The sequence below is a fragment of the Kordia antarctica genome (assembly GCF_009901525.1).
Lineage (GTDB): Bacteria > Bacteroidota > Bacteroidia > Flavobacteriales > Flavobacteriaceae > Kordia > Kordia antarctica.
The window spans coordinates 921,878-937,390 of sequence record NZ_CP019288.1 but is presented as its reverse complement, the minus strand read 5'-3'; the positions used below and the strand labels follow the sequence as shown (position 1 = coordinate 937,390).

The following is a 15,513-nucleotide window of genomic DNA, read 5'->3' as shown; positions in this document are numbered from 1 at the left end:
TATAACTGATGCTCATCAGTTATCAAAAAAAATCGATTAAAACTTAAAAATATATAAAAATGATTGAAGATGTTTATGCTTTAAGTCCTTTGCAGTCAGGAATTTACTATCACTGGATTACTTCAAAAAATCCTTCGTTGTATTTTCAACAAATGTGCTATAAAGTGCAAGGAGATATAGAAATAGAAACGCTCAAGAAAAGTTTTCAAATGATTATTGATCGCTATCCAATACTGAGGACAGTTTTTACAAGAGAAGTGGAAGATGAATTATTGCAAGTGGTGAAAAAATCAGAGACATGCGATTTTAATTACTTGGATTTCAGTGATGAGCCAAGTACAGAACTTGATAATTTTAAAAAGGAAGATAGAAAAAAGGGATTCGATTTAGAAACTGGACCCTTAATGCGCTTAACTTTAGTTAAAACAGAAGCAAAATCATTTGAATTCATTTGGAGTTACCATCATATTTTAATGGATGGTTGGTGTAATAACATTATCACCAAAGAGTTTTTTGAAGCCTATTTTAAAATGATAGAAGGTGCACCGATTCAATTAGAAAAAATACATCCATATTCAAATTATATACAATGGTTAGATACCGTAGATAAGCAAGCTTCACAAAGCTATTGGGAAAACTACTTATCTGATTTCAACTCGCAAACTAATTTTGAAAAAAAGATAAAAAAGGAAAACCTAACTTTTGAACCACAAGTATCTCAATTTACACTAAAACAATCAAAAGAAATAGCTGCTCTATGCAAAGAGTTAGAAATCACAGAAAGCGTATTCTTACAAGCAATTTGGGGAACATTACTTGCCAAACATACCAATTCTAGAGATGCCTTATTTGGAATGGTTGTTTCGGGAAGACCGCCTAGTTTAGACGGAATAGAGACCATGATTGGATTATTTATAAACACAATCCCTGTAAGAGTAAAATTTGATGCAAAAACTTCTTTCAAAGACTTATTACAAAACATGCAGGCAAACTCATTAGAAAGCTTAGATCATCACTATTTAAAGCTAAGTGAGATTCAATCAAAAAGCGGATTAAAAAGAGGATTATTCGATCATGTTTTAGTATTTGAAGACTACCCTATAGTAGAATTACCACAAGGTGAAAAGTTAAGTAATAATAGTATAACAAAAACTGAGCGTCCAGAGTTTTCAGTAGCGCATTCTAAAAGTTTTGAGCAAACCAACTATGACTTAGCATTAGATATCTTTACGCAGGAAGTGACTGAAATTAGATTCAATTACAATCCAAAAGTATATGGTGCAGAATTCATAAAACAACTACAAGCGCAAATTACTAGAATTATTCAGCAAATCATTGCTAATAAATCCATCTTAATAAAAAATATTATTTGGATTTCGGAAGAAGAAGAAGCAATAATAAATAAACTCAATGATACAAGTGTTGATTTCGATCATCATAAAACCGTATTGGGGCGTTTTGAAGAACAAGCTGTACTAAACTCGAACAATATTGCTGTAGAATACGGAGCAATTAAATTAACCTATCAAGAACTCAATGAAAAAGCCAATGTATTAGCACACTACCTAAAAGAACATCATAAAATAGGAGAGGAAGATTTGGTAGGAATTATGTTTGATAGATCTGAAATGATGGTAGTTTGCATGTTTGCATTGTTCAAATTGGCAGCAGTTTATGTACCAATAGATCCTGATTTTCCACAATCAAGAATTGAATACATTAGTGAATCGTGTAAACTAATCATAGAAGAATCTTTCTTTGAAAAGTTAAATACACCTGAAGCTCAGAAAAACATACACAATACGGAAATTACAGTCTCACCGAATAATTTGGCATACATCATTTTTACATCCGGAACTACTGGAAAGCCAAAAGGAGCTATGATTGAACATGTAGGAATGACCAATCATATTTTGGCTAAAGTAAATGACTTTCAGGTAACTGATAAAAGTATCATTGCTCAGAACTCATCACAATGTTTTGATATTTCTGTATGGCAGGCACTTACGCCACTAGTGATTGGTGGAAGAACAATTATATATGATAAAAACACCATCTTAGATCCAGTTCATTTTTTCAATCTTGTTGATGAAGACAAAGTATCTATTTTGGAATTGGTTCCTTCATACTTATCGATATTTTTTGAGCTTACCGAAGAACCAGAAAGTATACGACCTAAATTTTCCGATATGGAATATATGATTCTCAATGGAGAAACATTACCTATTAACTTAATGAAAATATGGTTTGACAATTATACACATATACCTGTAGCAAATGCTTACGGACCAACAGAAGCTTCCGATGATGTAACACATTATATAACAGACGTAATGCCAGATTGTGTTAGCATTCCATTAGGAACACCAATTCAAAATTTTGCTGTTTATATATTAGATAACGATTTTAACTTTTGTCCAATTGGCGTAAGAGGAGAAATCATAGTTTCAGGAATAGGTGTTGGAAGAGGATATTTAAATGAGCCAGGACTTACGAACAAAGCATACTTAGACGATCCGCATGTAGAAGGGCGAAGAATGTATAGAACAGGTGACGTTGGAAAGTTGACATCAGAAGGATATTTAGAATTCTACGGTAGAAAAGACTATCAAGTAAAAATAAAAGGACATAGAATTGAAATGGAAGAAATTGAGGTAAACCTGAATAAAATTCCAGAAATAAAGCAAGCCATTGTAGTTGATAAAAAAGACAGTAGAGGAGAATTGGTATTAGCTGCTTACTATACAATAGATAAGAATATAGATAAAGAAACTATCCGAAAAAATCTGCGCGAAAAAATGCCAAATTATATGATTCCTTCATATTTAATAGATATAAAAGAATTTCCATTAACTCCAAATGGTAAAACCGACAGAAAACTTATCAAATCAATAGACTTACCAGAAGAAAAGCAAGTTGTAAATCAAGTTGTAAATAATGAGAAAGAAGCTGAGGTAATGAAATTATGGCAAACAACGCTGAATCTAGGAGAGATAAGCATACATGATGATTTCTTTGACTTAGGAGGAGATTCTTTTAAAGCAATACGCTTAGTCGCGAAAAGCAAAAACTTATTTACGGTTAATGATCTTTACAATAATCCAACAATTAAGCAATTAGCTGAATTTCTCATAAAAGAAAATAAAACAACCAAAGAAGCAAATGTAAATGTATTAGAACGATTAACAAAAGCAAATAAACATACGGTAGTTTCAATAGTATCTGTTCCAAACTCAGCTGGCGAACCTTTTAGTTTTAGAGACATCGCCATAGAAATGCAACAGAACAATCCGTATGTAGATTATTATGGAGTTGAATTACCTAGAAGAAGAATGAAAGACGGACAAAGTTTTGACGAAGTTCGAAAAGAATTAATAAAAGAAATAGTTGCCGAAATAAAAACGACTATTTCTGGACCTGTGCTAATATACGGACAATGTAATGGAAGTGCACTTGCATTAGGAATTGCTGATGAACTTAGAAACCAAAATGCAGAGGTTATGGGGCTTTGTATTGGAGCAATGCTATTGCCTGCAAATCCAGCTAGTGAACCCGATAGAAGAAGTGAAACTACAATTCTAGACTTCTTAGAAAAATTAGGAGGGAATTATCCAAAAGTATCTCCTGACAAAGAATTTTTTATCAGTAATTATAAATATGATACATCTGTAGGTTCAATAGGGTTTTATCATTACAAAAGAGCAATAGAAAAAAGAGACTTTCCAAAGTTTAATTTTCCAATTCATTTCATCACAGGTGATAAAGATCCGGTGACAAAAGGATATAAGAAAAAATATAAAGAATGGGAAGCTTTTGCAAGCGATGTAAGTTTATATGAAATTCCAGATGTTGGACACTATTTGCCTAGAGATGCAGCGAAAGAAATGGCTGATATTTTCAATGAAGTAACTAAAATAAAAATAAACACTTTAATTGAATAATTACAATTAATAAATAGAATATACACATGCTTACACCCAACAAATTACCATTCATCTTTTTACATGTTCCAAGAACTGGAGGCGTGTCTATGAGTAAAATTCTATATCCTTTTTTTAAACCAGAGGAACGCTATGTTGTTTACGTTGAAGAAGAAGGTGGAAATTCCAGAAATGCTGTACAACGTTTTATAGAGCTTCCACAAGCGGAAAAAGAAAAGATAAAATTTATTGGCGGTCATGCATACTTTGGACTTCATGAATACTATTCAAACTATAGTTATTTTACTTTATTAAGAAACCCAGTAGATCGTATTATTTCTATTTATGGATATGCATTAGGTTGGGAAGGACATTATCTGCATGATCAAATCATAGCAAATAGGTGGTCTTTACATGAGTTTGTAGAAAGTAAAATAAGTACAGAACTAGACAATGCAATGGTTAGAATGTTGTCCGGTTCATATGATATACCTTTTGGAAAATGCACAGAAGAACTGTTAGAAAAAGCAAAAACGAACCTAACAAAGTTTTTCCCAACATTTGGTATCACAGAAAGATTTACTGATACGGTGACAATGCTAAATATAACACACGGAATGCGAATACATCTTCATGATAAGAAGAAGCATAATGTAGCTAAAGTAGTTTTGGCTCCTGAACAAACCACAGATGAGGTAAAAAACTTTATAAAGAAAACAAATGCGCTAGATTACAAACTATATGAATATGCTTGTCAAGTTTTCGAAGAGCGAATAAGTAAAAACAAAGAGGCGTTTGATACAGAAATTAATAGACTCAAAACAGTAGCTACTTCTGTAGAAAAAAATCAGAACTCAACAATACTAAAATACTTTGTACCTCTTCAAAAATGGTATCATCGAATTTTTAAGTCTTAATTAATTTGAAATTAAGAACACTTTACAATACAACAAGTAATAACGAAGATTAGTAAAATTCCCCACAACACTAATCTGTATTTCATACCAGTTACTAAATGCTTAAATGATTTAGAGTAATCATCTATAGTAGATACTAAATACTAAATACAATTTTATATAAATACTAATATTGTTTGCTTAAATGGAAATAGAAAAAATAAAGGCATTATATCAGGAAAAACTTCAAGCGACTAACAAAAATTGGAAAGTCCCCGGAGTTGGATCCTCATTCTGCCATCATGGAGAAATATTGCAGGGAGAATTTTATTGTGATGAACTCAAACAAAGTGTTTATGGTTTATGCACTCTAAAATGTAATATATTTTCTTCTAAAGCTCAGTTTTATAAAACGGATGATAAAGAAATAAAGGTGTTTCCAGAATATAAAATAAAAGCAAAAAAGGGTGTGGAAAACTTATTAAAATACCTAAACATTAATATTGGAGGAAGATTAGTAATAGACAGCGATATTCGTCCAAAACTAGGGTTCGGATCTTCTACAACCGATGTTGTGAGTTCAATCATGGCAGTATTAGATGTTTTAGAACTCGAATTGAACGAAATGACAATAGCAAAGTTGGCTGTATATTCAGAAACCGCTAGTGATAGCATCATGTTCAAGGATGAAGTTTTATTTGCTCAAAGAAAGGGACTAATCATTGAAAAATTTCCTCAAAGTATTCCTCAAATACATGTTTTAGGTTTTTCAGATCCTTCAAATGATGGATACTGTACTGTAAGTATGGAACCTTTGAAATACAATTCTAAGGAAAAACTCCAATTCAATGAACTAAGAGATATACTCAGAAATTCAATCAAAACTCAAGATGTAAATTTATTGGGTAAAGTCACAACACAGTCAACGCTAATTAATCAAAATTACTATCAAAAAAAGAATTTAGATAAGATTCTTAAAATTATGGAAGACAATCAATCAGCTGGTATTCAGATCTCTCACTCTGGAAACCTAATGGGATTAATTTGGGATAATTCAATACCATTCATTGAGGATAAAATAGAAAATACTAAAGAACAACTTAGAGCACTAAATATTAAATCATTCTGGACTTTTACTAAATAATTATGATATACAAAGATAATATAGAATTAATTGAACTTCCTGAGATAATACAAATCACAGAGCAGGTGCATGTTTTAAAATTTCACGTCATGAAACTATTACCTGCAAGATATATTATTGAAGAATCCTTGAAATCAGGTGTCTTAACCAAGGATATGACTGTTATTGAGTCAAGTTCAGGAACATTTGCACTAGGATTAGCACTTGTTTGTGCAAAACACAAACTTCCGTTAATAATTGTTGGAGATCCGGCAATTGATGACAATCTCAAAAGAAAACTTGAAATCTTAGGAGCGCAAGTTGAAATAGTACTTCCTGAAGAAGGCAAAGGAATTCAAAACTTGCGTTTGGAAAAACTTAATGAAATTAGAAAGGCAAATAAAAATACTTTTTGGCCACAACAATACGATAACAACTTAAATACAGAATCTTACAAGCTTGTAGCAGATAAAGTTTTATCTCATTTAGATACGATAGATTGTTTGGTCGGACCTGTTGGATCTGGAGGATCTGTATGTGGAATTTCAAACTATATAAGAGAAAAAAGAAATCATTTACATGTGATTGGAGTAGATACACATGGTAGCATACTTTTTGGTCAAAAAGATGGTGTGCGGCATCTAAGAGGTTTGGGAAATAGTGTACTTCCAAAAAATGTAAATCATTCCGTATTCAATGAAGTACATTGGGTAAATGCTCCAGACGCATATCTAACATGTAAAGAAATGTATAGGAACGCTCTTTTATATATGGGCGGAACAAGCGGAGCTGCTTATTTAGTAGGGAAATGGTGGGCTGAGAAAAATCCTAAAAAGAAAGTTGTCATCATTCTTCCAGATGAAGGACATAGATACGTCAGTACTATTTTTAATGATGATTGGCTAAAAGAACAAAACTTATATAAAAAAACTGGGGAAATAAGTGAACCAGTACTTGTAGAAGGTCCTTTAGAATGTGAAGATCAAAAATGGTCATACATGCAATGGAATAAAAGAAATATCAAATCTGTAGAAGAAAAAAATATTGTTTGCCATGAAGAATAACTTTAAAGAAGCTATACTATTAATTGAAAGCAATACTTCTGGAACAGGAGTAATTTTTGCAAATTTAGCGCATCAAGAAAATTTAAAAGTGATCTTAATCACACAGGGAATTACAAACTATAATTTTGATTCACATGTAGAAAAACAAATTTCTGAAAGTTTTGAATTTGATGAACTTTTTAAAGTTATTTCAGAATTAGGGAAGAAGTATACACTTGTTGGAATTACTTCTACATCAGATTATTACATAGAATTGGCTGGAAAACTAGCTCAAAAATACAACTTGCCGCATCCTAATGTCAATACGATTCAACAATGCAGAAACAAATTTGATTTTAGAAGTTTACTTCTTGCAGAAGGAATGCAATGCCCACAGTTTAAATTGATAAAGGATAAGGAATCATTACACAATGAAAACTTTGATAAAAATTTTAATTATCCCGTTATCGTAAAACCTGTTACTGGTTCTGGAAGCATAGGAGTTAAGCTGATAACTAACCATGCAGCGCTTGTAAGTCATGGAGAAGAATTACTTAAAAAAACGGTAAACGAAAGAAAACAAAAAGTAGACAATTCGTTTTTAGTTGAAGAGTTTATTGAAGGAGATGAGTTTTCATTAGAAGTTTTTGATGGAGAAATCATTGGTGTTACAAAAAAATATAAAAGTCAATTACCATACTTTGTAGAAATAGGACATGACTTTCCTTTCATAGGGAATGATGCTTTTATGGAATTAGTGGCAAAAATGCTCGATCAATTAAAAGATATAGTAGACCTAAATTGGGGAGCTTTTCACATAGAATTTATTCAGAAAATAGATGAACTATTCATTGTTGAAGTCAATCCTAGATTGGCTGGAGGATTTATTCCACTTTTAATACAAGAAGCATATGGTATTGATCTGCTTAAAAGATTATTCCTAAAAGTGACAGCGAAACCAAATACTGAAAAAAAGAATAAAGATGCAAGCGCTTGCATACGATTTATAATCCCAGAAAAATCAGGAAAAATAGGATGTGACTTCACTACTCTAAATACTCAAAACTGGAAATCCTTTTTAGAATTTAAAATGTATAATAAAACTCTTAATCCATTTGTGAAATCCTTTGATTTTAGAGATAGAATAGGACATGTTATTACTGTTGATTCCGCTTTAGATAAAGCTAAGGAAGAAGTGAATGAGCTACTTAATAATATATTAGATAGAATTAAATTCTTAGATATGGATAATACAGGAAGAATTGAAAAGGGTATAGATCCTCGTATAAAAAAAATAATTTTTGGAAATAAAATTCAAAAGAAAGATTTGAAAGAATTGTTCTTGATTTCTAAAATAGATAAAGCACATATTTTAATGCTTAAAGAAGTTGGGTTGATGTCTCAAGAAAAGGCTTCAAAAATACTTTTTGAAATCGCCTATTTTGAAAAAATCAATTTTGAACCTCTTATAGGTACGCATGCACCACGAGGTTTGTACATGTGTTATGAAAATTGGCTAATAGAACAATTAGGAATGGATGTTGCTGGGTCAATTCACTTAGGAAGATCAAGAAACGATATGAATGCTACTATGGCAATGCTACAAACGCGAAAAGATATTATAGAAGTCGTAGCAAAGCTGCTGGAATTTGTTGAAATGTTATGTTCCATATCAAAGGAATACAAAGATTTTGTGATGCCTGCATACACACATTTTCAACCTGCGGTACCTATAACTTATGGGTATTATTTGCAAGCAATTGCAATTGCATTAAAAAAACATACAGAACAATTCCTTTCTATTGAGGAAACCTTAAAAGTATCTCCTATGGGAAGTTGTTCTGTTGGAGGAACATCTGTGCCAATTGATACAGACTTTATAGCTAAATTATTGGGCTTTGATAAAGGACCTATGAATGCAATGGAATCTGTTGCATCAAGAGATTTTATTTTAGATTTTTTGTCTAAAATATCAATAAGTAGTGTTCTTGTAAGTAGAATTGCAACCGATTTTATTTTATGGAATACCCAAGAGTTTAGTTTATTTGAATTGAGTGACCAAATTACAGGCGCAAGTTCTATTATGCCAAACAAGAGAAATCCTTTTATTTTAGAGAATATTCAAGGAAAACTAGGAGTAGTTTCAGCATCTTTTTCAGGCGCAATCACGGCGATGCATAAAACACCTTTCACCAATAGCATCAGCGTTGGTACAGAATCAAAATTATTTTTAAACCAATCTAAGCAAGAATTTATTGATGCTATAGAGCTTTTGAAAATTTTTATTGAAAATGCCAAACCTAAAAAAGGGAGTATGAAAAAAAGAGCCTTAGAATCACATACTATTGCTACTGAATATGCCAATAAACTTGTTTTAGAATATGGATTTCCTTTTAGAGAAGCACATTTTTTAGTAGGGAAATCTATCTCTAATATGACAAAAATTAGTAAATTGAACGAGTCAGAATCTTTAAATAAATATAATCTTTCGGATTCTATAGAAGATATTGTTGAGAATTCAAAATATGGAGGAGGACCATCTTCAATAAATACAGAAAATAATTTTGAAGAATTGAAAAAAAATATTGAAATGCTAGAGAGGAAAATCAATAAGTATACATCAAAATGGGAAGCTGCAAATAACCAACTCAATGTCTTATGTAACAAAACAATCTATAAGTCAGCATGCAAAACTTTATAAGAAACCATCGTAAATTATCACACAACAAAATCTTTTTTACCATGAAAACAAAACCAAATTATATCATTTTTATACTCCTATTCATTTTACCTGTTTGTGTTTTTTCTCAACATACTATCACAGGAAAAGTTACTGATGGAACGAATCCTATCCCGTATGCGAACGTAGTACTTCTGGATAATGCGAATAAAATAATTTCAGGATCAATTAGTGAAGATGACGGAAGTTTTGAAATCAAAACTAAAGCAGGAGATTACGATATAGTAGTAAGTTTCTTGGGATATAAAGAATTGAAAAAAAGTATTAGTGTAAAAGAAAATATGGATTTAGGAACTATTATCTTACAATCTGGAGGTAATGACTTAGATGAAGTTGTTGTTATAGGAGAAAAAAAGTTGATAGAACGCAAGGTTGATAGACTAGTTTTCAATGTGCAAAACAGCGTTATGGGCTCAGGAACAGACGCAATGGAAGTCTTAACCGTCGTGCCAGGTATACGAATTCAGAACGATCAAATATCGCTTATTGGAAAAGATGGTGTACGTGTCATGATTAATGATCGACTTGTGCAACTTAGCGGGGAAGAATTATCGACTTATATCAGTACCATTGCTTCCGATGAAATCGAAAAAATTGAAGTAATTACGAATCCTTCAGCAAAATACCAAGCTTCTGGAAATTCAGGCTTAATCAATATTGTTCTAAAAAAAGCAACGATAGATAGTTGGAAAAATACCATCATAGGACGTTACATTCAACGACAAGTGCCTTTTTACAATCTGCAAAACAATTTTACCTACAAAAAAGGAAAAGTTAGAATGCTAGCAAATATCAATGCCAGAAAAGAAAACATGATCTTCAAAGAAGATATAAAATCTGTATTTAATGAAGGAAGATGGGAAACATTTAGAAACATAGACAGAAACAGAGACCTTTTTACAGGAAGATTTGAACTAGACTATTCCGTTTCCAAAAACACAACAATAGGTGTGCAATATTATGGAAATTTTGTGGACGCTAACAAAGACAACACGGGTGACACTTTTATCAGAACAACCGATTTTGCGTTGCTAAGAGCAGATTCACCATCAACATTCAACGCCACAAACAATACGATCAATGCCCATTTAATTTCAAAACTAGACACACTTGGAAGAAAAATAAGTGTCGATTTAGACTTTCTAAACTACAATTCTATTCAAGAACACAACTTTCTTACAAATGAGTTTGACGAGAATGGTGACTTTGTTGAGATTAACTTCTTAGGAATGAACAAAACCGAGCTTGATGCTGTCAATTACAGTGCTAGAGTAGATGTGGAACATCCAATTAAAAAGTTGAAACTATCCTACGGAGTGCGAATTGGATATGTTGAAAATGAAAGTGCCACCAAATTTGTGGATGAAATCACAGGAACACCTGTTGTAATAGCAGATCAAACAGATAACTTTCAGTACAAGGAACGTATTGAAGCGGTTTATGCAAGTGCTTCCACATCGTTAAGTAAAAAACTATATGTACAAGCAGGAATACGCTTAGAAAATACACACATAGAAACCATTTCTCAGCGAGAAAACACCAAAGCAAAACAAGATTTCCTCAATGTATTTCCAACGTTTTATATTTGGTACAAACCAAATGAAAACAATTCATTATCAATGAATTATGGAAAACGAATCAATCGTCCAGGATTCTTACTATTAAGTCCTTTCCGATTCTACATCAACTCATTCATCTACTCTGAAGGAAATCCATTCATCACGCCATCTATCAATCATAACTTTGAATTAACACACACCTACAAAGGCAAATTTGTCACCAATCTTTTTATGAGTTACGTGACCAATGGATTTGACGTTATTTTGAGTGGAGATGAAGACACGAATGAAACAGCATTAATTACAGACAACTTTTTCAATCAATTTACCATTGGTTTAAGTGAGTCGTATTATGCCAAAATTTTCCCTTGGTGGGAAACATCTCTAAACGGATACACTTACTTTGTAAGAGCAGATTTTAACGGAGATAGCAATCAAAATTCCATCGCAGACGTTGATCAATTAAGTTACTATTTCAAGGCGAGCAATACATTTACTCTAGACAGCAAGAAAAAATTAAAAGCACAAGTAAGTTTTTGGTATGATTCTCCTTTTGTAAGAAGCTTATACGAAATTTCAGAATCACACAGTTTAGATGTTTCTCTTAGATATTCAATGATGGACAACAATTTGAATCTATCAGCAGGAATGTTTGATATTTTCAATAAATCGGCAAATACGCGAGTTTCTAACATCAATAATATCAGACAAGAACAGCGATACTTTGGCTTTACAAGATATTTCCGTTTATCAGTATCTTATAGTTTTGGGAACAAAGATTTACAAAACCGAGAAAGAGACTTTGGTAATGAAAACGAAAGAAACCGTTTTTAAACATTAAGACACAACCAATAAAGCTTTATAACCAGACACATATTATTTTAGATATAATTAAATAAAATATGCAACTTTTTTTACTACATTTTGCTGGCGGAAGCTGTTATTCTTATGAGTTTTTAAGAAAAAGCATACCAGATAACTTTGATTTTTTACAGCTAGAATTGCCAGGTAGAGGCAAACGCTATAAAGATGCCTTTTTGATGAACCGATCTGATGCGGTGAAAGATTATGTATCTCAAATTAAAGAAAAAAGAACTAGTGCTTCTTATGTGTTATACGGGCATAGTATGGGTGCTTATTTAGCTTATTTTGTTGCAAAAGAAATGGAACGAATTGGAGATCCACCAGTAAAACTTGTGCTATCTGGAAATTCTGGGCCAAATGTCATTGAATATGATGAAGAGGGAAATATTGTAAAAAAGCCCAAAAGATATCTCATGAATGACGAAGAATTTAAAGAAGAGCTAAAAGAATTAGGTGGCGTTAATGAAGAAATCTTTACAAACAAAGAACTGTTCGATTTTTTTACACCTATTCTAAGAGCTGATTTCGAGGTTGTTGAAAAGGATGAAAGCAATCTAGAAGCACAAAACGAAAGAGTAAACATCCCAATTCATGTATTAATGGGTGATGAAGAGGAATATGTAGATTATATAGACAATTGGAAAAGATATACTTTTTCATATTTTGAAAGCCAAATCTTAAAAGGAAATCATTTCTTTATTTATGAGTATCCAGAAAAAATAGCGGAAGTTATTAAAAGTGCGAAAGTATACTACTAAAGACAATGATGTTAACAATCTACATCAAAAGCCCTATTATAATTCTTTAAAAATATCAGTGAATGTTTAAATTTAAGAAAAAAGATATTCTCCTAGTTATTCTATATGCTATACCAAATACAATATTAAGTTTTAGTGTCATATATATAATTAATAATGTACTTTCAGGAAATCAAAATTTTTTAAGAGATTATATGATTATAGTTTTTTCAGCTATAATAGTATATTCCTATCTGCTCAATATTGTTTTTCAAAAAGGACTCAATAAGTATGCTTTTAAAATATTATACGAGAATGAGAAAAAATTATTTGATCAAATCTTAAAAGCGCCATTAATTACCTTAGAAAACTTTGGAACGCAACGTTTTTATACCGCAATGGAAGACTTAAGAATCTTCTCAAACTTACCTTATGTTATAACACATACTGTAAGTTCTCTTTTAATGCTTGTCATCGGATTAATATATATGATATCACTATCTGTTCCATCTGCAATTGTAGTATCAGTTCTTATTGTTTTATTGGCGTTATCTTACTTTATAATCATGAATTCGATGTCTAAAGAAGTTGCAACTTTGCGAAAGTACAACGAGCATTATTATGGCTATGTGAATGATTTAATCAGAGGATTCAAAGAATTAAAATTGAGTGCCAACAGAAGAAAAAATATAATGAATGAATACCTTGGTCCAAACCGTGATGCATCTGAAGGACTAGATTTTAAAATAAATTATGTGTTTTTATCTATTAATATGATCAGTCAATATGGGCTTCATTTCCTTATAGCTGTTGTAATGTTTGGATTGCCTGCCTTAGGACTTCTTGATAGAGCAGGAGTCATCTCATATGTAGTGGTGATACTATTCATTTCAGGACCTATAAACAATCTTATCAACTTGCAGCAAACATATACACGTTTTATGGTAGCAAATAGGAGAATTAAAAAATTTAGGAAAGACTTCCAAATTGAAGAAGATCGAGTAGATACTCCACAAATTTCTACATCTTTTCAATCTATCGAATTCAAAAACATATGTTTTAATTACGAAGAGAAAAACAAAGAAAATACATTTACTCTTGGTCCCGTAAATCTTGAAGTAAAAAAAGGAGAAGTCATCTTTATAATTGGAGGAAATGGTTCGGGAAAAAGTACGTTTATAAATATCCTTACGGGACTTTATCAGCCTTCTGATGGAGAAATTATTGTAAATGAATCATCTATTATTGATCCAAAAAGTGAACTACAGAACTACATGACGGCAATTTTTACCAACAATCATATTTTTTCAAAAAACTATGATGATTATAAGCTCGAAAGTAATAAAGAATATCAAGAGTTACTAAAGCAAATGGAGCTAGATGTTGTTGTAGAAGATGATAAAGAAGAATCTGCTAGAAGAAATTTTTCAAAAGGACAAAGTAAAAGAATGTCGATGATTTTTGCGCTTTTAGAAAAAAAACCAGTTTTAATTCTAGATGAATGGGCAGCAGATCAAGATCCTTACTTTAGGAAATTCTTTTATGAAGAGTTAATTCCTAAATTTAAAAAAGATGGAAAAACAATAATTGCAGTTACGCATGACGATGCTTATTTCAATCATGCAGATCGTATTATTAAATTTGATTTTGGGAAAATTATAAAAGACTTAAAAACAGAAGATAAAAAACAAATAAAGGATTTGTCAATTTAATTTTTTTTCTTGATTTTTAAATAATGAAAAATAAAGTCAGTTGCTTAGTATTATTATGTGTCATTTGTTTGCTTACAAATTGTAAACAAACGAAGACTGTAAATAAGGTTTCTACAACCAAGAAGAATGACTCCGTTTCACGGATTATAAACAATCATGATTTTAAATTAATTATAGAAGATGCTAAACTAGACGGATCTATATTAATCTTTGATCCTAAAAAGAGCACATTCTATTCAAATGACTTCCAATGGGCAAGGACAAGTAGACCGCCAGCATCAACTTTTAAAATTGTTAATTCAATTATTGGATTAGAAACAGGATTGATAAAAGGTGAAGATTTTATTTTTAAATGGAATGGAAAGTATAGAGTAAATCCAGCGTGGAGAAAAGATCTAACATTTAGAGAAGCATTTCAACTCTCATGTGTTCCTTGCTACCAAGAACTGGCAAAAGAAATAGGAGCAGAGAGAATGAAATATTATGTGTCCAAGATTCAGTATGGAAACATGAAAATTGATTCGACAAATATTGATACCTTCTGGTTTGAAAAAGGATCTTACATAAACCAATTTCAACAAATAGCTTTTTTAGAGCGTTTATACAATTCAAAATTACCAATCTCTCAGGAAAACGAAATGATTGTAAAGAAGTTGATTTTAATAGAGAAAGGCGATGATTATGTACTATATGGAAAAACTGGCAGAACAATCGTAGATAAAATGCATAACGGATGGTTTGTTGGATACATGGAAAAAAACAATCAACTGTATTATTTCGCAACAAATATTAATCCTAGTAAAGAAGTATACTCAGGCAATTTCTATTCGACAATTAAAAAAATTACGATACAAGCATTAGAAAAAAATCATTCTTACTAATGTCAGCATATAAACCAACCACTATTTCCCAATAATTA

The 15,513-nt window shown here is 31.4% G+C and carries 9 protein-coding genes; all 9 read left to right on the top strand.

What is annotated here, in order from left to right; genetic code table 11:
- Positions 1–59 precede the first annotated feature (59 nt).
- The 9 genes from IMCC3317_RS03830 (at position 60) to IMCC3317_RS03790 (ending at position 15,475) form a co-directional block, all read left to right on the top strand.
- Entirely contained in the window at positions 60–3,941 is a 3,882-nt protein-coding gene (locus tag IMCC3317_RS03830) for a non-ribosomal peptide synthetase (RefSeq protein ID WP_160128185.1), read from the top strand.
- Between the two features lie 26 nt (positions 3,942–3,967).
- A complete protein-coding gene (locus IMCC3317_RS03825; protein ID WP_160128184.1) occupies positions 3,968–4,837 on the top strand; it encodes a sulfotransferase family 2 domain-containing protein in 870 nt (289 codons plus the stop codon).
- 184 nt (positions 4,838–5,021) lie between these two features.
- On the top strand, positions 5,022–5,960 hold the full coding sequence (locus IMCC3317_RS03820) for a GHMP family kinase ATP-binding protein (RefSeq protein WP_160128183.1): 939 nt from the start codon (positions 5,022–5,024) through the stop codon (positions 5,958–5,960).
- Positions 5,961–6,049: 89 nt separating this feature from the next.
- A complete protein-coding gene (locus IMCC3317_RS03815) occupies positions 6,050–7,003 on the top strand; it encodes a cysteine synthase family protein (protein ID WP_160128182.1) in 954 nt (317 codons plus the stop codon).
- Positions 6,993–9,683 (top strand): argininosuccinate lyase, encoded by a 2,691-nt coding sequence (gene argH, locus IMCC3317_RS03810; RefSeq protein WP_160128181.1) that lies wholly within the window; start codon positions 6,993–6,995, stop codon positions 9,681–9,683. Before IMCC3317_RS03815 ends, argH begins: the two co-directional genes overlap by 11 nt.
- A 41-nt stretch (positions 9,684–9,724) precedes the next feature.
- The gene (locus IMCC3317_RS03805) at positions 9,725–12,115 is read left to right on the top strand and encodes an outer membrane beta-barrel protein (protein WP_160128180.1); all 2,391 of its coding nucleotides are present in this window, start codon (positions 9,725–9,727) and stop codon (positions 12,113–12,115) included.
- A 68-nt stretch (positions 12,116–12,183) separates the two neighbouring features.
- The gene (locus IMCC3317_RS03800) at positions 12,184–12,903 is read left to right on the top strand and encodes a thioesterase II family protein (protein WP_160128179.1); all 720 of its coding nucleotides are present in this window, start codon (positions 12,184–12,186) and stop codon (positions 12,901–12,903) included.
- 62 nt (positions 12,904–12,965) lie between these two features.
- Positions 12,966–14,594: a cyclic peptide export ABC transporter gene (locus IMCC3317_RS03795; RefSeq protein WP_160128178.1), complete on the top strand. Its 1,629-nt coding sequence runs from the start codon at positions 12,966–12,968 to the stop codon at positions 14,592–14,594.
- Between the two features lie 23 nt (positions 14,595–14,617).
- Positions 14,618–15,475 (top strand): penicillin-binding transpeptidase domain-containing protein, encoded by an 858-nt coding sequence (locus IMCC3317_RS03790; RefSeq protein WP_160128177.1) that lies wholly within the window; start codon positions 14,618–14,620, stop codon positions 15,473–15,475.
- Positions 15,476–15,513: the final 38 nt, after the last annotated feature.